The sequence below is a fragment of the Chryseobacterium lathyri genome (genome assembly GCF_003290185.1).
In the GTDB taxonomy this organism is placed as follows: Bacteria; Bacteroidota; Bacteroidia; order Flavobacteriales; family Weeksellaceae; genus Chryseobacterium; species Chryseobacterium lathyri.
Genome location: NZ_QNFY01000003.1, coordinates 370,618 through 388,997, shown reverse-complemented (window position 1 = coordinate 388,997; position 18,380 = coordinate 370,618). Strand labels below are relative to the sequence as shown.

The 18,380-nt window shown below is 37.0% G+C and carries 13 protein-coding genes and 1 tRNA gene; 7 read left to right on the top strand and 7 right to left on the bottom strand.

Annotated elements, in window-relative coordinates:
• Nucleotides 1-290: 290 nt before the first annotated feature.
• Entirely contained in the window at nucleotides 291-1,334 is a 1,044-nt protein-coding gene (locus DRF61_RS06020) for an alpha/beta hydrolase (RefSeq protein WP_111955045.1), read from the bottom strand.
• Between the two features lie 167 nt (nucleotides 1,335-1,501).
• Between DRF61_RS06020 and DRF61_RS06015 the strand changes: the two genes are divergently transcribed.
• Entirely contained in the window at nucleotides 1,502-2,368 is an 867-nt protein-coding gene (locus DRF61_RS06015; RefSeq protein WP_228452601.1) for a helix-turn-helix domain-containing protein, read from the top strand.
• 207 nt (nucleotides 2,369-2,575) lie between these two features.
• On the opposite strand, the gene DRF61_RS06010 is transcribed toward DRF61_RS06015, so the two are convergent.
• Nucleotides 2,576-3,025: an Hsp20/alpha crystallin family protein gene (locus DRF61_RS06010; RefSeq protein ID WP_111955041.1), complete on the bottom strand. Its 450-nt coding sequence runs from the start codon at nucleotides 3,023-3,025 to the stop codon at nucleotides 2,576-2,578.
• A 310-nt stretch (nucleotides 3,026-3,335) separates the two neighbouring features.
• Between DRF61_RS06010 and DRF61_RS06005 the strand changes: the two genes are divergently transcribed.
• The gene (locus DRF61_RS06005) at nucleotides 3,336-3,599 is read left to right on the top strand and encodes a hypothetical protein (RefSeq protein ID WP_146897017.1); all 264 of its coding nucleotides are present in this window, start codon (nucleotides 3,336-3,338) and stop codon (nucleotides 3,597-3,599) included.
• Nucleotides 3,600-3,942: 343 nt separating this feature from the next.
• Nucleotides 3,943-4,014, top strand: a tRNA-Arg gene (locus DRF61_RS06000).
• A 173-nt stretch (nucleotides 4,015-4,187) separates the two neighbouring features.
• Here DRF61_RS06000 and DRF61_RS05995 read toward each other — a convergent pair.
• Both DRF61_RS05995 and DRF61_RS05990 read right to left on the bottom strand, forming a co-directional pair.
• Complete coding sequence (locus tag DRF61_RS05995) at nucleotides 4,188-5,957, bottom strand: TonB-dependent receptor (protein WP_111955037.1); 1,770 nt, start codon at nucleotides 5,955-5,957, stop codon at nucleotides 4,188-4,190.
• Nucleotides 5,958-6,043: 86 nt separating this feature from the next.
• The gene (locus DRF61_RS05990) at nucleotides 6,044-9,007 is read right to left on the bottom strand and encodes a tetratricopeptide repeat protein (RefSeq protein ID WP_111955033.1); all 2,964 of its coding nucleotides are present in this window, start codon (nucleotides 9,005-9,007) and stop codon (nucleotides 6,044-6,046) included.
• A gap of 237 nt (nucleotides 9,008-9,244) precedes the next feature.
• Between DRF61_RS05990 and DRF61_RS05985 the strand changes: the two genes are divergently transcribed.
• The 3 genes from DRF61_RS05985 (at nucleotide 9,245) to DRF61_RS05975 (ending at nucleotide 13,753) form a co-directional block, all read left to right on the top strand.
• Entirely contained in the window at nucleotides 9,245-11,485 is a 2,241-nt protein-coding gene (locus DRF61_RS05985) for a CocE/NonD family hydrolase (protein WP_111955031.1), read from the top strand.
• 112 nt (nucleotides 11,486-11,597) lie between these two features.
• Nucleotides 11,598-13,274, top strand: a complete 1,677-nt coding sequence (locus tag DRF61_RS05980; RefSeq protein ID WP_111955029.1) for an APC family permease — start codon at nucleotides 11,598-11,600, stop codon at nucleotides 13,272-13,274.
• 125 nt (nucleotides 13,275-13,399) lie between these two features.
• Nucleotides 13,400-13,753 carry an Mpo1-like protein gene (locus tag DRF61_RS05975; protein WP_111955027.1) on the top strand — a complete coding sequence of 118 codons (354 nt, stop codon included), beginning with the start codon at nucleotides 13,400-13,402 and terminating at the stop codon, nucleotides 13,751-13,753.
• A 103-nt stretch (nucleotides 13,754-13,856) separates the two neighbouring features.
• Here DRF61_RS05975 and DRF61_RS05970 read toward each other — a convergent pair whose 3' ends face one another.
• Together DRF61_RS05970 and DRF61_RS05965 are read right to left on the bottom strand one after the other, a co-directional pair.
• Nucleotides 13,857-14,312 (bottom strand): lipocalin-like domain-containing protein, encoded by a 456-nt coding sequence (locus tag DRF61_RS05970; RefSeq protein ID WP_111955025.1) that lies wholly within the window; start codon nucleotides 14,310-14,312, stop codon nucleotides 13,857-13,859.
• A 143-nt stretch (nucleotides 14,313-14,455) separates the two neighbouring features.
• Nucleotides 14,456-16,477 (bottom strand): hypothetical protein, encoded by a 2,022-nt coding sequence (locus tag DRF61_RS05965; RefSeq protein WP_111955023.1) that lies wholly within the window; start codon nucleotides 16,475-16,477, stop codon nucleotides 14,456-14,458.
• Between the two features lie 136 nt (nucleotides 16,478-16,613).
• Between DRF61_RS05965 and DRF61_RS05960 the strand changes: the two genes are divergently transcribed.
• Nucleotides 16,614-16,961 carry a DUF4377 domain-containing protein gene (locus DRF61_RS05960; protein ID WP_111955021.1) on the top strand — a complete coding sequence of 116 codons (348 nt, stop codon included), beginning with the start codon at nucleotides 16,614-16,616 and terminating at the stop codon, nucleotides 16,959-16,961.
• A 60-nt stretch (nucleotides 16,962-17,021) separates the two neighbouring features.
• Here the strand turns inward: DRF61_RS05960 and DRF61_RS05955 are convergent, their stop codons facing one another.
• On the bottom strand, nucleotides 17,022-18,377 hold the full coding sequence (locus tag DRF61_RS05955; RefSeq protein ID WP_111955093.1) for a deoxyguanosinetriphosphate triphosphohydrolase: 1,356 nt from the start codon (nucleotides 18,375-18,377) through the stop codon (nucleotides 17,022-17,024).
• Nucleotides 18,378-18,380: the final 3 nt, after the last annotated feature.

The following is an 18,380-nucleotide window of genomic DNA, read 5'->3' as shown; positions in this document are numbered from 1 at the left end:
TTATTAATACAGTATTTAGCATCATATGTTAATTTAACATATTATATATTGAAATTATTACCTATTTTAACCATACAGAACACACAAGACTCATATCTCATTGCAACACAGTATTTTTCAAATTTCAAGCCGATATGTTAAAAAATCATAATGTTAAAAAAATGAAATTTCTTCATGTTTATTTTTAATAATAAATGGTGCATTATCATTTTTCACCAGGCAATTCTTATAATCTGTGAAATAAAAAAAGCAAAGCTTACGGCTTTGCTTGAAAAAAAATGATTTAAAAATTATTTCAGATACTTTTCAAAAAAATTTTCTAGTTTATCAAAAGGAATTACATCAACTTTATCATAAAGATCAACATGAACTGCACCAGGAATTATCATCAGTTCTTTGGGTTCGGAGGCCATTTTGTAAATATCTTCACTGAAATATCTCGAATGTGCTTTCTCACCAACAATTAGAAGCACAGGTCTTGGAGAAATTTCTTTTACATAGGTAAGTATCGGCATATTCATAAACGATAAAGGGTTGGTCAAAAGCCAGGCTCCGTTTGAATTAAGTGAATTGGTGTGAAAACCACGGGAAGTCCTGTAATAATCGAAATAATCTTTTACAAATTGTGGTTCGTCGCCTTTTAGACTTTCGGGAAGGTTTCTTTCGCCTTTGGTTGGGTTTCCATTTTCAGCATCTTTCCAACGCTGTTGACCCAGGTCTTCCAATATTTTTGTGCGCTGTTCCAAACTTATTACATCGTTATATCCTTTTGACATCAATCTGGTCATATCATACAGGCTGGTAGTAGCGACCGCTTTCACTCTTTTATCAACTGCAGTTGCATTCAATGCAAAGCCTCCAAAACCACAAATTCCAATGATGCCTATTCTGTTTCTATCCACATTTTTCTGAAGTCCTAAAAAATCGACAGCAGCGCTGAAATCTTCGGTATTGATTTCCGGTGATGCGAGGTTTCGAGGTTCTCCACCGCTTTCACCGGTATACGAAGGATCAAACGCGATGACAGCAAAACCCCTTTCTGCCATTTGGTTTGCATATAAACCGGATGATTGTTCTTTTACTGCTCCGAATGGTCCGCTAATCGCTAATGCTGCTAATTTCTGACTTTTAACATTTTTCGGAAGATAAAAATCTCCTGATAATGTTATACCGTAACGGTTTTTGAAAGTCACCGCTGTTCTTACTACGTTTTCGCTCAGTTGAAAAGTATAGTGTTCTGCCGTATCCATTTTTGGGGTATTTAAATTTTTGTTTTGGGCAAATATCTGCCCTGTAAAAAAGAGCATCACTGCCAGTGTTATTATTTTTTTCATTACAGTATTTATTTAGTTAATTGATTTTTCCTGAAATAAGCAACTGCAAGAACCACTGACCTTTTGTTCCCGTTCAGGTAAGGAGGACTGTTCATTTCAATCACTTAATTTACAATGCAAAAATAAATCAGATAAATATGCAACTTGTTACAAATAGTACAGTAATAATGTCAAATATTACGTATTTTAGCATTTTATCGACAGAAAGTAATATGGAAACACCGGCTCAACCAAAAGTTTTATTATTGAAAGCCACCGGAGACATCGAATTTCCGGAAGATTTCCAGTTACACTATCATACGCACATCTATTGCCAGCGTGGAAATGCAAGCTTTATTTTTAATGGAAAGCCTGTTCAATGTAAGCAAGGCGAATTTATTTTCTGGCTTGCTGACAGTAAGATTTCAGATTTATCTTTTTCTAAAAACTTTGCTGCAACAGTACTGTTTATTGATAATTATTTATTAACAGACAATTTTCCCAGCCTGAACATCAGCATCGACGCCATTGTGCATCATAGAGTTGATCCACTATTACGTCCAGATAAAAAAAACAAAGAAAGAATTCTGAAAAATTTTCAATCATTGTACATTAAGTCGCTTGAAACAGCCAATCGCTTTTATGATGAAATTCTAAAACTTCAAATGCGGCTTTTCCTGCTGGAAATGTGGGATATTTTTATTGACCAGCTTGAAAGGCGAAGCCGCAGTTTGGAAAGCGGAACATTATACGAGCGATTTATTAAACTCGTAGAAGTACACTGTATGAAACGCCGCGAAGTGCAATTTTATAGCAGTCTGCTTAATATAACCCCAAAATATCTAAACCAGATTTGCAAAACCAATACCGGCATCACTGCATCGGAGTGGATACAACGTTATACGAAAGACCGACTTATTTTCCTACTGGGTAACAAAACCCTGAATATTTCTGAAATTGCTGACCAAATGGGATTTTCCAGCCATTCATTTTTTACGAGATATGTGAAAAATATGTTGGGAATCAGCCCTAGCGAATTTAGAAACCGGCTATAATATGTATGTTATTTGAGCACTCACCGCAATCTCTTTTCCGTGAAATTAATTTCTAAGATACAAGGAAGACTGGTACTGCTTTTAGAGACATCTACCTATTATCTGCCGGGCAGAAAAAGAATTAGAAGCAACCGGAAAACTGTTAAATAAAAAAAGAAGGCCTGTTTCAGACCTTCTTTCTTAGTTTCATGACAATTGGAATTTATCTTAAGATATTTCAATCAATCGCGGTGGCTTCTGTTTGGCATCTTCTTTCTTCGGAATGGTCAGCAAAAGCAATCCATTTTCATATTTTGCATTGATATTATCCTGATCGACAACATCTTTTGGAAGTTCCAGGCTTCTTTGGAACGATTGATAGCTGAACTCCCTTCGGGTAAAATTGTCCTGCTCCCTTTCGCTGCTATCCTGTTTAGAGGACGAAATAGTCAGAAGATTTCCATCAAGTTTCACTTCAAAATCTTTCTTGTTCATACCCGGCGCAGCAATCTGCACCTCATAAGCATCTTCATTTTCTCTGATATTAACCGAAGGAACCGTTGTACTGGTCGATGAATAATTGTTGTTTCCCCAGTTAAAAAGTTCACGATTAAAAAAATCATCGAAAAGACCTGGAAAGGCTAAATAGCCATTCGGGTTTCTTTTAATAAGACTCATAATAATCTTTTTAAATTAAGTTAAACAATCATTTTATACATAAATCAGCTGGCCAGCTGTACGTTATGAAAACATCAAAAAAAATACCATGTTGAAAAATGTGTTTTTTTTGCAGAAAAACTGACAAAATTTCACTTTGTACTTCAAAAATTCTTTATGCGGGGAACCATAGTAATCCACTCCGAATAATGTATTATGATCTCACTCATAGACGTATTGATGAGTAATATATAATTTTGAATAATTAAAGCATTTAATAACACTAACCATCATTATAATATAACTTATGAAAAATTTATTCTTATCAATCATGGCCATAAGCTTCCTTGTAGCTTGTAAAAAAAATAACGAAAAAAATACCGTTTCTACTGATTCAGCCAATACCCAAAATGTTTATTCCGAGACTGATACAGGTGCCTCATCGCCCCGTATCTCCGCAGATAGCACGTCAGGTCGGGACAGTATTAATACAAAGACTCATATAGGCGGCAGAAAAACAAGCAATAATAATACAGGCAACGCCACTGGTAATATTAATGCAGCAGTATCAGACAGCGCACGTCCCAGCAGGTAAATTAAACAATTTTTATCGGGTTCCTACGGCCTAATTCCATATAAGATTTACGTATTAGTTTTAGACAAGACCTAATGATTTAATCGAACTATCCCTTGAAGCAAAATATTGCTTCAATAGTTTTATTTTATGGTTCTAAATTGAAGATCTTATTTTAAATAACTGAGCTTTAATCACTTGTCTCTACATCAATTGGTATCTGTTGTCAAAAGATAATTTTATCTTACAATGATTTTGGAATTAAACTTTTGCAGGCTTCATAAATTGTAAAAAAATCAGTATTTTCGCAGTCGGAAATCATACGTGATAAGTCTTTTTGAATTTATTCACTGCTGATGAACATGGCTGCATAGTTTAATGGATAGAACTTCGGATTTCGGCTCCGACAGTGAGGGTTCGAATCCTTCTGCGGTCACTTGATAAAAGAGAATTTGTATATTATTAAAAATTAAATAATTACACATTCTCTTTTTTTTGTTTTGAACTTCCAACGATTACGGACAAAAAAATAAAGCATTACAGCTATAAAAACAAACCCCTTACATTTGGAATGTAAAGGGTTTTATTGTCTTGAAATTTTTTTTAGGCTTAAAAGGTAATCTTCACTCCTCCCAGAATCTGTGCACCTAAGACTTTATAGCCTTTGTAGGTCTGGTAATTGGAGTTTAGAAGATTGTTTCCGATGGCAAAAACACTGAAGTTTTTATGAAATTTGTACTCTGCAGAAAGGTTTAAATCTGCATAGCCTCCAACTTTATCGTTTCTGTTTTCCGTAGACTGATAAACCATATCCGGGTTTGCTACTCCTTCAAGAGCAAAAGAATTGGTTGTTCTGTCGCTGGCAAAAATTCCTTTGAATCCTAACAGTAACTTTTTATCCAACATGGTATATTTTGCTCCGATGCTGGCGTTCACTAAAGGAACGTTGTAAATATCCTCGTAATTCTTCAGATCATATTTGGTAAATCTTACTTCCCCATCTAAAATCAAGTTCTCAAGCGGGAAATACTGTACACTTCCTTTGATATCACTTACATTTCCGTCGTCATAAACTGCAGAGAACGTATTGGCAAAATTATAAGCAGAACGATTCAAAGTATAGACATTGTCGAAAAGGTTGTTTCCCTGGAAAAACATAATATCTTTCATCTTTCCATAACCGGCAGAGAAGTCATATTTGAATGTTTCATCGATGTCTCCTCTCAGTCCTACATAAAAATGATATTTCGTCTCTGTTGGCTTTAAAAACTGGTCAGAAACAATAAATGGATTTGCCTGTAAAAGATCTCCAAAAGTATTAAGCTTTAAACCTCCGTCTACCCCGCCATAAAATTTGAATTCTTTAGCGGCAGCAACCTGAAACTCGGCCTGTGGAAACCAGTATGTTTTATTATTTTTGACTTCACCACCAAGCACATCGTTTGAGTTCTTGGCATTTAAGAAAGAAAATGTAGATCCCAGCATTAAATAAGAGTCTCCTTTTCTGAAGGTCACTTTCGGGTCCAGAGTCGTATTAAAGAAATTGGATGAATTTTTGTCTACGATGGCAAATTCTGTTTTCACAGCCTCCAAGCCTACGCCTAAGTCCGCATTTAAATTGATTCCTGATTTTCCGATCTCAACAGCATGCTTGGAAAGATTTGCCAAAATGGAAACCTGGTTCTCCTGTGCATCAAAATGATCTTTCAGGAAAGATGATTTTACCCTTACATCATTTAGAATTTCGTTGGAATAAAAATCGTAATATCCGTTCACTTTAAACTGGCTTACTCTCTGCTTCAAATCAACATCTGCAGCCGGCTCCAAAGCATAGATCCCGTAATATCTGTTATTATCCAATCCATACTGGGCATTCAGGTTGAATTTTCCTTTTTCGCCATATGAATTCAGGTAAGCTCCGATCGCTGTAGAACTCTGTTTGGAGTCCCAGGCATATTCTTTTTTCAGACCTAAAGTAGAAAGGAAATGGAAATCTGCCCCTACTTCCAGCTTATTATCAAGCGTCTTGGAAATATTGGCATCTGCAAGGATCTTCCCGAAGTTACCCATTCCGAACTGTACATAATTATTCTGAGCCGTCCCTTCGAATTTCGGAGTCACATCCTGTCCCTGAATGGTAGAAGTTTTGAAATCTGAAACCGCAGGCACATCTGTAATGGTATATTTTACAGGGTTCTGAGATTTCTCTTCCGGCGGATAATTCTTGATCGTTTCCACAGAGGTTTTCTTCTTCTCGATCTTCTTCACCTCCGGTTCCCGCTTCTTATTAAGAATCAGTTTCTCCTCCTTGATCTGGGAAAACGCAAACTGCGAAAACCCTAAAAATAATATGGATAATAATTGAATTTTTCTGTTCATTGTTCAATATTTGTATTAATGTATAATGTCGGATGTATAATGTATTTACTGGACTTTGTACATTTTTACATTATACTTTATACACTTTACTTTTTAATCTGCTTTTTAACCTCTTTTGCTTCTGCCACGATCTCCGGGAAATCTTTATAGTTCTCGATGATCTGATCGCATGTATAGCTCGCCTGATAATTATCTTTCAGCCCAACGTAGTTCTTAGCCATCAGTACCAAAGCTTTTGCTCCCCAATAGTCTTCGGATGCATAATTATTGGCCAGCTTAAAGATGGTCTCGTTTGAAGATTTGAATGCTTTTCCTTTATTCTGATAGTACGCTTTTGCATATAATGCTTCAGCCGCTACCGAGGTGTTGGATGATTTTTCAAGAGTACTATAAGCTGACTGTGCATCTTTATCTTTTCCTGAATTCATTAAGCTTCTCGCTTTGATTACTTTCGCAGTTTCAATAACTGCAGCAGAGTTTTTCGTATTTGCAATCACTGCATCTGCCAGTTTTTCAGCCTGAGAGAAGTTTTTCTCATCCGCGTACATCTTCATGAGCTCTACATTCGCATAGTTCTTAATGCTGATATCTGAAGAGTTTTTGAGATTCTCAAGGTATTTTTTAGCTTCTGCCGTGTTCCCCTGAGCGATGGAGATCTGTGCCAGACGGGTCTGTGCATCATCCTGGTAATCATTCTGAACCGAGGCCACTTCCTGAAGAACAAGAAGTGCTTTCGTAGCATTATTGGTTTGATAGTAGCTTTCACCCAGCTCGTATTTAGCCTGGTAAAGGCCTTCCCCAGTAGGATTCTGCGTTAAATATTTTTCGTAGTAAGAAATAGCATTTTTGTAATCCTTCTTAGTGAAATACTGTTTTCCGGTAGACAAATTAATTTCATCTATCTCAGAAGCATCTACATTCACGCCGATACTTTTTGCAAAGCTTTCATATCCTGAAACGTCTCCGTTTTTCGTGAAAACAGGTTTCGCTGCCTGAACAATCTTCTCGGCATACGCTGTATTTTTGTACTGCTCTCCTAAAGATTTAAGCTCAGAAAGCGCTTTATCATTTTGGTTCTGGTCAATATAGTTCTGCGCTCTGTAAATAGAGGCGTTTGCAATAAGATCTTTATCCGAAGATGTTTTGATCACTTTGGCAAAAGCATCATTGGAGTTGGCAAAATCATCCTGGGCAGCATAAGCCGTTCCCATTTCATACTGAGCATCATCATAATATTCAGAATCCGGATATTTGGATAAAAGATTCTTCAAATTGGTAATCTTTGCCTGCGTGTCTCCTTTAAATCCTAAAGCCATCGCTTTCTGATATAAAGTATAGTCCGTAGCATCTTCATTCTTATCGTAAATGGCAATTGCCTCGTTCAGATCATTGTTCGCATAATGAATATCTGCCAGGCGGAGCTCCGCATCATTTTTAAATTCAGGTTTCGGATTGCTCAGATACTGCTTGAAATAAGTCTGCGCCTGGTCGAATTTTTTAGCTTTGAAATAGGCATAGCCTAAATCATAAGGCAGCTGCTGCTTTTCAGGGAAGTTTTCGGTCAGGAGTTTCTCATAACGGGTAATAGCGGACGGATAATTCCCTTTCTGGTAATACACCTGTCCTAACCAATATAATGCTCTGTTGTAAAATTCTTTATTGATATTGAACCCTAAGCTCCTCAGGAAATATTTTTCAGCTTCATCATAATTTCCTTTGTTGAATTCTTCCGTCCCCAACAAATAGGAAACCTCCTGATCTACTTTATTGATTTCCGGAGTAGAATCCTGAAGTCTGTCAATTGCATTCAGGGTTTCTTTATAGTTTCCGGAATATAAATAGGATTTCACAAGAAGCGATCTCATTTCAGGAGCATTCGCATCATTCTGATTGTTGTTGATATAATTTTGGATTACAGCAGAAGGACTTTCAAACGGGTTCCCGATATCGTAGCTTAGTTTTGCGTACTGTTCGTGAGCTAATTTCTTCACCTTGGCATCGTAATCCATCTGGTAAGAAGAACGGAAGGCCGAAAGGGCTTCCTGCTTTTTATCAACTGCCAGATAAGCATTTCCTAACTGATAGTAAGCATTCTGTGCAAGCGCCGAATTGCTGTTGATAAGCTGGTTGTAATACGAAACCGCTTCATCATATTTTTTCAGCTGAGCGGCTACAAATCCCATTTCGTAAAGGTCATTTTCAGAAGGATTCTGCTGCACGCTCAAATAATCTTTAAGATGCGGATATGCCGAAGTGTAGTCATTTTTCATGAAATAACTTTCCCCAATGATCTTATGAACCTCAGCTTTGTAAGATTCAGAAATGTCCTCGTTCAGGAGGGCGGTTCCTTCGGTAATTGCCTGGTCATAATTCTTGTCATTATAATACATCTGTACATAATAAGGACGCACCAGTTTAGAAAACTTAGGCTGGTCCTTTACAGAATCAAAGTATTGAAACGCTTTATCGCTCTGCCTGTTGGAATAATACAGGTGACCCAGCATATAAGCAATATCTCCTTTTTGGGATTCATCAGCTGTTTTATAGGCTTCCTCCAGAGCATCTGTAGCCCCTTTGGTATCGCCCATCATGAATTTAGCATAGCCCAGCTTCAGAATATACTGTGTATTCTCTTCTTTTGAAAGCTGGTACTGATTTACTTTTTTCAGGGTCTCTAACGCTTTTTCAAAATCTTTTTTAGCCAGATAATAATCAGCCAGCGGTAAATTAGCCTGAGCAAAATAGGCTGAATTAGGATACTCTTTCATGAAGGCCGTTAATCCTTCCTCCGCATGGTTTTTCTGCAGAATCACCCCGATCACGTTATCAAAAAACTGCGCTGCTTCCTTTCTCGATTTGGACAAATTCTGATTATAGAAGTATTGTCTGGCATATTCGAACTGGGAAGCATTGTATATTTTGGTCTGATAAAGATTTTCTGCGAGGTTGAATCTGTAATTGTCTTTCTGTGTAAAGTACTGTGACTGTTGCGCTTCGGAAGTTCCGAAATAAAGCACGGCAGCTGAGAGAAGGATTTTTTTTGAATTCATTCTTTTTCTGAATAAAAAGATTAGTCTATATAAGTTAACGAAAATATTAAAAACTTATTGTTTAAGCAAGTTTTAAAAGGTTTAATAATCCAAAATATCTATTGAATGCATTTCACTATTTGATGATAAAAAATGATTACTTTAGTATCATAAAAGTTAAATAAATATCAATATAGAATTATCATAAAATATTTTGATTTAATCCTCATTCTACAGCAGCTAAAAACATACCATATTATGAAAATTAAGATACTTTTAGCATTAATATTTGTCAATCTGATGCATGCCCAGAAGTTTTACTTCCCCAAAACGGCAGTAACAGACTCCGTGGTTCTGGAAAAACAAATGCCCCAGCTAGCATCAAAACTGATCACTCAGGCCCCACTGCTGAAGCTTAAAAAAACCAATAAACTTGCCTATTTAGATAACCTGCTACGTCTGCAGATGGTCGCCAAAGACTATAAAACATCTATCACAACATTAGCAGATTACCGTAAGGAATTTGCAGACCATAATATGGCAGGAAATAAATTCATTGCCTACGAATTTTACAGCCTGGCAAAACTGATTGAGGAGAAGAAAAAAATAAGTTTTCCTGATGCACTTCAAAAAGCGTTCAATAAAAAGTATGAAGGCCTTCCTGATCAACTGATCACTAAAGTGGGTATTGCTGTTGATGGAGATGTTCCTGCTTCCAGGAAATTATTAAAAGAAGCGTTGAACAAGCAGAAAGATAAGGATAGCATAGATTATACCTCGGCTCTGGCGTTATGTAAAAGCTATTTAAACTATAAGACTTTTTCCAGCACCAAGCCTCAGATTGTACAGTTAGTGAAGTTAAAAGACCAGGAAAAATTCATTACCGAAACAAAGGATCTGAAAACCAAAAACGGAAATACCCTGACGATCACTATTGTCAGAAAAAAGGAAAACCCGGCTCCACTTCCTGTTATTCTTACCAATAATATCTATGCCGGACCTTTTGATTCATATTTTGGAAAAAGAGCTGCCGTTTACAATTATGTAGGAGCTGTTGTAAATACCCGTGGCAAAAGAAACAGCAATGATGAAAACAATCCTTTTGAGCATGAGTCACAGGACATTTATGAAGTTATAGATTGGGTAAGCAAACAGCCCTGGAGCAATGGTAAAGTCGGAATGATCGGCGGAAGTTACTTAGGTTTCAGCCAATGGGCAGCGGTGAAGAAATTGCACCCTGCCTTAAAAACAATTGTCCCACAGGTCGCTGTAGGAATTGGAATAGACTACCCTGCTCAAAACAATATATTCATGAGCTATATGCTACAGTGGATTAATTATGTGACCAACAATAAGCTTACTGACGAAGCGGATTTTAATAATTTCACAAAATGGGATTCTATCAATACGGCATGGTACAAAAGCGGAAGATCATTCAGAGCCTTGGATACCATCAGCGGTAAGCCTAACAGGATATTTCAAAGATGGCTGGATCACCCGGGTTACGATCAATATTGGCAGAAAATGGTTCCTTATAAGGAAGATTTTGCGAATATCAATATTCCTATTTTGACGACTACAGGATATTATGATGATGATCAAATTGGGGCAATGTCCTACTTTAAGGCCCACCATCAATATAATAAGAATGCCAATCATTATCTGGTAATGGGCCCATATGATCATGGCGGTGCACAAAGTTTTGGATTTACTTTCGTTAATGGCAGACCAATAGATCCTGCAGCCAGAATAAGCATTGACGACCTGGCTTTTTCATGGTTTGATTATATTCTGAAAAACGGCAAAAAACCAGCTCTTCTAAAAGACAGAATCAACTTTCAGGTAATGAATACCAATACATGGAAACATGCTCCTACTCTTGAAGAAATGCACACCTCAACACTTAAGTTTTATCTTCAGGACCGTAAAGGCAGTTCATCTGTTTTTAATCCGCCGGCAGAGAAAAGCTTCACTAAACAGACCGTTGATTTTAAAAACCGGGATCAAAAAGATACTTATCATCCAGTAAGCAAAACAGACAGTGTAAAAACCACAAATTCGATGTATTTTGAAAGCGAAGTGCTGGACAAAGATCTTATTATCAGTGGAAACCCGGCCGGATTCTTCAATGTTTCCATTAACAAAAAAGACTTTGATACGGATACATATCTGTACCAGATACAGCCGGATGGCAAAGCTTTCCTGTTATCAACCCATATTGTAAGAGCGAGCTATGCAAAAAACAATGCTTTACGCCAGCTACTTGAACCCGGTAAAATAGAACAGATCCCTATAAAAAATTCAATATTCATCAGCAAAAAAATAGAAAAAGGAAGCAGACTTGCCCTATTGGTTGGCGTCAATAAAAGCCCAAGCTGGCAGATCAATTATGGAACGGGCAAAGATGTAAGCGATGAAACGATAAAAGATTCCGATGAGCCGCTGGAAATAAAATGGTACAACGACAGCTATGTGGAAATACCTATTTATCAAGAATAAAGGCCATTAACGCTTATAGTCTCAGTCTTTTTAACGAAATATTATGATTACAGCCAGCACCAAAATAAAAAATCATTACATTTGCTTTTTTTCAAACTCAAATAAATATTGAATGAATCAACTTTTTAGAAGGAAAAACTATTCAGAAACAGATACTTCTACAAGCCTTTTAAGGGTTTTAGGTGTTTGGGATATTGTTTTTTTTGGTATTGCGGCCATTATTGGAGCAGGAAGTTTCAGCAGTTTAGGTGAAGCGGTTTTCAGAGGCGGCCCCGGAGTGATTCTATTGTATTTGATTTGTGGTTTTGCCTGTGGTTTTACGGCATTATGCTACGCTGAATTTGCGAGCAGAATTCCTACGGCCGGTTCTGCCTATACGTATGCTTATGCCAGTTTCGGAGAACTGATCGCATGGGTGATAGGATGGGCCCTGATCATGGAGTATTCTTTTGGTAATATTTATGTGGCTTTTTCATGGTCCGACTATTTCACCAGCTTCCTGGAACGTCTGGGAATGCATATTCCCGATTATCTTACCTGCAGCTATACGGAAGCAAGAAAAGCTTTTCAGAACGGTTCTGAGAATAAAGAGCTTTTAAGCGCATGGAAATCTGCCCCATTGATCGGCAGTTTGAAATTCATCGTTGATGTGCCTGCATTAGTGATCAACGGTCTCATTACGTGGCTTTGTTATGTTGGGGTGAAAGAAAGTAAAAACTTCAATAATTCTTTAGTCATTTTAAAACTGGCGGTCATTGTTTTAGTGATCCTGGTAGGCTTTGCTTATATCAATACGGATAACTGGACGCCGGTAAATCCGGAAACACAGGTCGCTTCTTTCATGCCAAATGGTTTTGCAGGAGTAATGAGCGCGGTTTCAGGGGTTTTCTTTGCCTACATCGGTTTTGATGCATTAAGTGTGCTTTCCGAAGAAACCAAAGATCCCCAGAAGACCCTTCCGAAAGGAATGATCATCTCTCTTGTACTTTGTACGGTAATTTATATTGCTCTAACACTGGTTTTAACAGGAATGGTGGATTACAGGAAATTTGACGGTATCGGAGATCCGCTTTCATTCATATTCGAAAAATCGAACGCCAATGTGGCCTGGATGGAACTTGTGGTTTCCTTCGTAGCTATTGTTGCCATTACCACTGTATTATTGGTGTTCCAGATGGGGCAGCCGAGGATCTGGTATGCGATGAGCCGCGACGGGCTGATGCCTGAAAAATTCAAAACTGTACACCCAAAGTATAAAACACCTTCATTTGCAACTATTGTTACGGGTATTGCAGTAGGCGTTCCTATTCTTTTTACAGATAAAACATTCATCCTCGATTTCACAAGTATCGGAACGATCTTCGCTTTCGTACTGGTGTGTGCCGGAGTTTTAATGCTTCCTGCAAAACAGAAGATCAAAGGCAGATTCCACCTTCCTTATATTAACGGTAAATTCATATTCCCGGTTATTTTTATCGGTGGGTTAATAGGTTTCTATTTCTGGCAACCGGAATTCTTTAGCAACCTGATGGACTGGAGCAATCCTAAGGAAGGTGAATTCAAAGCTTCTATCTTTGTTTTCATTCTGATCAACCTGGTGCTGTGTATCTTTACCTTTATCAAGAACTTCTCTTTAATTCCGTTAATCGGTTTAAGCTCCTGTTTATACCTCCTTACCGGAATGAGCCATGAGAACTGGTTTTGGTTTGGACTCTGGTTCGCTTTAGGTCTGGTGATCTATTTCTGCTACGGTTATAAAAACAGTAAGCTCAGAAAAGAAGCAGCGTAAAAAAACAATATAAAAGACATATAATAAAAGGCAAATTCGCAGATCAGCAAATTTGCCTTTTATTTTTTCATCAAATCGGCAGAATTATTGCATAGATTTTATCTGAAACTATAACTAATATTGCCATGTCAGGAAGAATAAAAACTTACGGGGAATTTTATCAGTTCTATCTTACCGAGCACAGTAAAACAGGAACAAGGATCTTTCATTTCATTGGAACACTTCTGGTATTTCTTGTGATCTGGTATGTCATCAGTTCAGGAAAGGAGCGGTTTCTGTGGTATATTCCGATCTTTGGTTATGGCTTTGCCTGGTTCAGCCACGCAGTGATAGAAAAAAATAAACCTGCTACTTTCAAATATCCGCTCTGGTCATTGATCTCTGATTTCAGGTTGTTTTTCGAGCTATTAATAGGTAAACAAAAATTCAGAGGGATAGCTCCTGTACCAAAGGAAACAGAGGATTCCGGGAATTTGTAGGGGTCTTTATTTTTAATAACAAAAGTCACCGCCTGAATCTAATACTTAGGGTTAGTTAAATTACCTTTAAGTTTTAAAAAATGTCCTGTTTTTTAGCGGTGAATTAATATTGTTTTTCCAGAATATCATAATGAACGGTATTCATTATTTTCTCTGCTAAAGCATCTCCATCCACTTTTGTATGTTCCGGTCTGTATCTTGAAAATGTAACCGTTTTGTCTTTATTAAATGTAACAGTTACTTCTTCAAGAATCTGACCTTCAACATAGAATTGAAGCCTGTCATCCACTATCTTCCAGAACGAAAGCCTGGGTTCAGAAGGCATACAATCTCCCGAGCTTCCTTCTACATAATTATAAATGGCAAAACCGTCTTCTCTTATGGAATAGTTTCTCATCAGGCGGCAATTGTCAAAATCCTTAATTACTTTTTCCTTATTTTCATAAAAGCCGGATTCTTTCAGTTTCCAGAATCCTGTGATATCCTCTTTCTTTAATTGTTGGGCACTGAGAAAGGAACTGACCGTTAAAAACAGTATTCCTATGTATATTTTATTCATTATTAATACAATTGTACTTCTTTTATTTGAGACATTTTGAGAGAGAAAGTTTTTTATTTTCGGCGGCCTCCGGCCGCCGAAAATAAAAAATCAATCTTAAATATAAACTTTAAGTATAAAAATTTAAAATACTAAATATCAATCTATTTAAACTTTTTCTTAAAGTTAAACTTGATCATATTCATTAGGCCAGGTTCTATAATATCAATTCCTAATCCAAAATTACTGTCTGCTATTGTATGATGATCTTCACGAAATTTTTCAAACTGATCCTGCGGAATTTCAAGATTCACCAGAGGATTGTATTCTATAAAAACCGTAGCCCCATTTTTAGTAATTTTCTTGCGGCTTTTGTACTCAAAATAAGGATTGCTTATCGTACTTTCCTGGACGGTATATTTTTCCTGGGTATCAATCTTTTGATCTGTATTCAGACTTATCTCATACTTTTCACTATCAAAGTTATGCCAGAAAGGAAGATCTTTATGTATAAAATCCCTTGCGCTTGTTTTAATGACATTACGATCAAAATACATTAAGAACCGGTTTTTCTGGGGATCTATGTAATATGGATTTTCTACTGTCGCAGTATACTGGATCCTGAATTCATTCAGTTTTTTATCATCGCTCACAATATCAATGGTGGCATCTTTAAAAATATCTCTAATATCTGTTCCGTTTCTGTCGCCAGAGTAATTAAGACCATAAAACAGAAAACTGTTCCAGCTGTCTACGATTTCCCTTTTGTTGGTAGTCTTGAAATACCTTCTCATCGCATTGGCTCGGTTTCCTTTATATGTTGTGGTCAATTTCAGACGACCCGTTGTATTCTGAGCGTTAAACTCAACTTTTTCATCAATACAGTAATACGGAAATTTATATGATTTTCTTTCCTGAAGTACCTGATCCGGTTTTACTTCGAGATAATGCATAAAGTAGATAAAGCCACGGTTTTCTATCAGTCCGAATTCATCACGAACCGTAGCATCTACAAAGTATTCCTGCCCTTTATAGTCAATCTTTACCACCACATGATTAAAGCTAAGCAGTGAAGGCAGATAATATTTAATATAATAGTCGGTATGAAAATTCACAAGGACTACCGAAGAATCAACACCGATATAATTTAAAATAACCTTCAGTAAAACACATTTCGCTTTACAGTCGCCCTGCTTATTCTCGTACGTGACAGAGGGTTCCTGAGGCTTATGCCCATTCATCTCATCGGCATTGAAAATATAATAAATATGATTCTGGACGTATTCTATGGCAAACTGCAGCTTTTCATCCAGGCTAGCAATCGCATCCAGCTTCTCAGCAAGATGGGGCGCAAAATCCTTTAAGGAATAGGTACTGAACATTTCTTCATAAATCGGAGCAATATAATTGGACAACTCTTTCCAGCTGTTTTCGGTTGCAAAATCTATAAACGGAAAAATTTCACGACTCGCATCTACTGAATTAGTGTAATTATCCTCTTCTATAACGAACCTCTCCCCTTTTTTCAGATAATGGATTTCCGGCTGCAAAACATTGCCTTGTTCATCTCTGAAAAAAGTCTTTTTATAAGCAATATTCTCTTCCCGGTCATTGATAAATGTAAACTTAAAGTTTCCGTATGCCCAGTAATTATCCGGACTTACCCAGACATATTTTGAAAATTCTTTTCTCAGAAAATCTCGTTCTGTAAATGCTTTAAACCGCGAATCTTCGAGAATCAGTACATCGTAAAGCCTCAGATCCTTAATGGTAATATTGATTTTTTTATTACTGCTTAAAACTCCGCCGCTGCTCTGGCTCTCGCTGTCCAATACTTTTATTTTAGTATCCGGAATCTTATCGATCAGTACACCGTCTCTCAAAACACTGATCCTGTGAATACTGTAGACTTCATTTTCTTCCACAATAACCTCCGAAACAGAAGCCCGCTCCAGATTCACCGGCTCATTAAGGGTATAGGCCATACAGACATATTCGCTGTTTTCAGTATTGCTTGTATAATATTTTTTATCAAGAAAATAACAGTAATCTCTTCCTTCATCAATCTGTTTTCTGGAAAATTCAGAGTCTTTTATTTTATCAATCAGTTCATGATCTTCTATATTTCCAGCCCATGCTTCAGGTTTCTGAATTTTGTAATTTTCAATGTGAATTGGATTATTCATAGTATATTCTGGTAATTGTCTTTGGTTAAATTTTTAGAAGTGCTCAAATTAAATAATTAATAAATAAAAAACAATAGAAGAACTGCGTCAAAAACTTCGGCACAGTAATTGGAACCAAGATGTAAAATAAAGTTTTATGAAAATTATCGCAAACATTCTAAAAAGCGCTGTTCCTGCAGTAGCACTATTCGCAATGACACAATGTACCACGACAGCCAACACTGCCGGAGCAGATGAAAAAACTTTCATCGTAGGACCTGAAACTGCAGACTGTACAGGAGTAGCCCCAATGAAATGCCTGCAGGTAAAAGAAAAACCATCGGAAAGCTGGACGAATTTCTATACAAATATTGAAGGATTTACTTATGAGCCGGGATACGAATACGTTTTGAGAGTAAAGACCGAGAAAATCGCCAATCCTCCAGCCGACGGATCTTCTATAAAATACACCCTGATCAAAGAGGTTTCCAAAACCAAGAAATAATACACAAAACTCCCGGAAAATTCCGGGAGTTTTTATTTTGAATGTTTATTGTTGTTCAGATTAAACCGTCATTCCTATATCAATCCCTTTGATCTTTCTGTAAAGATCGGTTGCAAAATTATCAGTCATTCCTGAAACGAAATCTACCACACCAAGTACTTTCTGATAATCCGTTCCTTCTTCGTAAACGAATTGTCTCGGAAGCAGTTTCAATGCTTTTTTATCGTAAGATTTTCTTTCATCCTCAGGTTTCAGAATAGAGGGAATAAAATGATCCAGAAGTTCATACATTACATTGTAACCGGCATTTTCAATTTCTACTACGGCTTTATGATTATAAATCTTTTCAATGGAGAACGCCTCGATGTCCTGCAGGGCGCGGTTCTCTGATTTATAAATATCCAGGAGCCCGTTATCCAGATTTCCCTGAAGGATGTTCTCGAAATTATGTTTGTAAATTTCAAGGGATTTATTGATCAGGGCATTAATCGTTTTTGCTCTCAGGTAAGAGATCTTTTCATTTTCATTGGAAATGGAAGCCAGCTTATTTTTCACCCTGTCCGTATCATTGCTTTCAGATTTGATCAGTTCAAAAAACAGGTTCTCACAGTCTGCAGTGGATACAATTCCCAATCGGTGTGCATCTTCCATATCAATAATATTGTAACAGATATCATCTGCTGCTTCTACAAGCCATACGAAAGGATGCCTTTTGAATATATAAGGTTCTTCATTTTCCAAGATCAGATTCGTTGCTTTTGCTATTTCAAGGAAAATATCTTTCTCATTCTGGAAAAACCCGAATTTCTTTCTGTGAATGATCCCTTTTTTCCTGGCAACGGCTTCACACGGATATTTTGCAATACTCGCTAAAGTAGAAAAAGTAAGCTGGATTCCTCCATCATCTTTTCCCTGCTGACGTTGGGCCAGAACTCTTATAGCATTGGCATTTCCTTCAAAATTAACAAGATCTGCCCATTCTTTTTCATTAAATTTCAGCTTCAGATCCTTTTCATTCCTCTCAAAATAGCTCGCAATTGCATCTTCCCCGGAATGTCCGAAAGCCGGATTTCCGACATCATGACACAGACATGCCGCAGCAATTACATTTCCTAAATTATGAAGATAAAAATTTTTAGAATCTTCCGTAAGGTCATTTTTATAGGTTTCAAAGATAAATTCCCCGATAATACTTCCTAAACTTCTGCCTACTGACGAAACTTCCAGTGAGTGTGTCAGCCTGTTATGCACAAAAACACTCCCGGGAAGAGGAAAAACCTGAGTCTTATTCTGCAGCCTTCTGAAAGCAGAAGAAAAGATAATTCTATCAAAATCTCTCTGAAAATCAGTTCTTGAAGCTTTAGTATGCGGATTGTTTCCTGTACGCTGATTCGTGAAAATCTGGTTTAAATTCATCAT

Bases quoted from the DNA above. Each gene is read 5' to 3' on its own strand.
- DRF61_RS05995 (WP_111955037.1), bottom strand. From the start codon at position 5,957: ATGAACAGAAAAATTCAATTATTATCCATATTATTTTTAGGGTTTTCG.
- DRF61_RS05970 (WP_111955025.1), bottom strand. From the start codon at position 14,312: ATGAATAAAATATACATAGGAATACTGTTTTTAACGGTCAGTTCCTTT.
- DRF61_RS05980 (WP_111955029.1), top strand. From the start codon at position 11,598: ATGAATCAACTTTTTAGAAGGAAAAACTATTCAGAAACAGATACTTCT.
- DRF61_RS06020 (WP_111955045.1), bottom strand. From the start codon at position 1,334: ATGAAAAAAATAATAACACTGGCAGTGATGCTCTTTTTTACAGGGCAG.
- DRF61_RS06015 (WP_228452601.1), top strand. From the start codon at position 1,502: ATGTCAAATATTACGTATTTTAGCATTTTATCGACAGAAAGTAATATG.
- DRF61_RS05985 (WP_111955031.1), top strand. From the start codon at position 9,245: ATGAAAATTAAGATACTTTTAGCATTAATATTTGTCAATCTGATGCAT.
- DRF61_RS05960 (WP_111955021.1), top strand. From the start codon at position 16,614: ATGAAAATTATCGCAAACATTCTAAAAAGCGCTGTTCCTGCAGTAGCA.
- DRF61_RS05955 (WP_111955093.1), bottom strand. From the start codon at position 18,377: ATGAATTTAAACCAGATTTTCACGAATCAGCGTACAGGAAACAATCCG.
- DRF61_RS06010 (WP_111955041.1), bottom strand. From the start codon at position 3,025: ATGAGTCTTATTAAAAGAAACCCGAATGGCTATTTAGCCTTTCCAGGT.
- DRF61_RS05990 (WP_111955033.1), bottom strand. From the start codon at position 9,007: ATGAATTCAAAAAAAATCCTTCTCTCAGCTGCCGTGCTTTATTTCGGA.
- DRF61_RS05975 (WP_111955027.1), top strand. From the start codon at position 13,400: ATGTCAGGAAGAATAAAAACTTACGGGGAATTTTATCAGTTCTATCTT.
- DRF61_RS05965 (WP_111955023.1), bottom strand. From the start codon at position 16,477: ATGAATAATCCAATTCACATTGAAAATTACAAAATTCAGAAACCTGAA.
- DRF61_RS06005 (WP_146897017.1), top strand. From the start codon at position 3,336: ATGGCCATAAGCTTCCTTGTAGCTTGTAAAAAAAATAACGAAAAAAAT.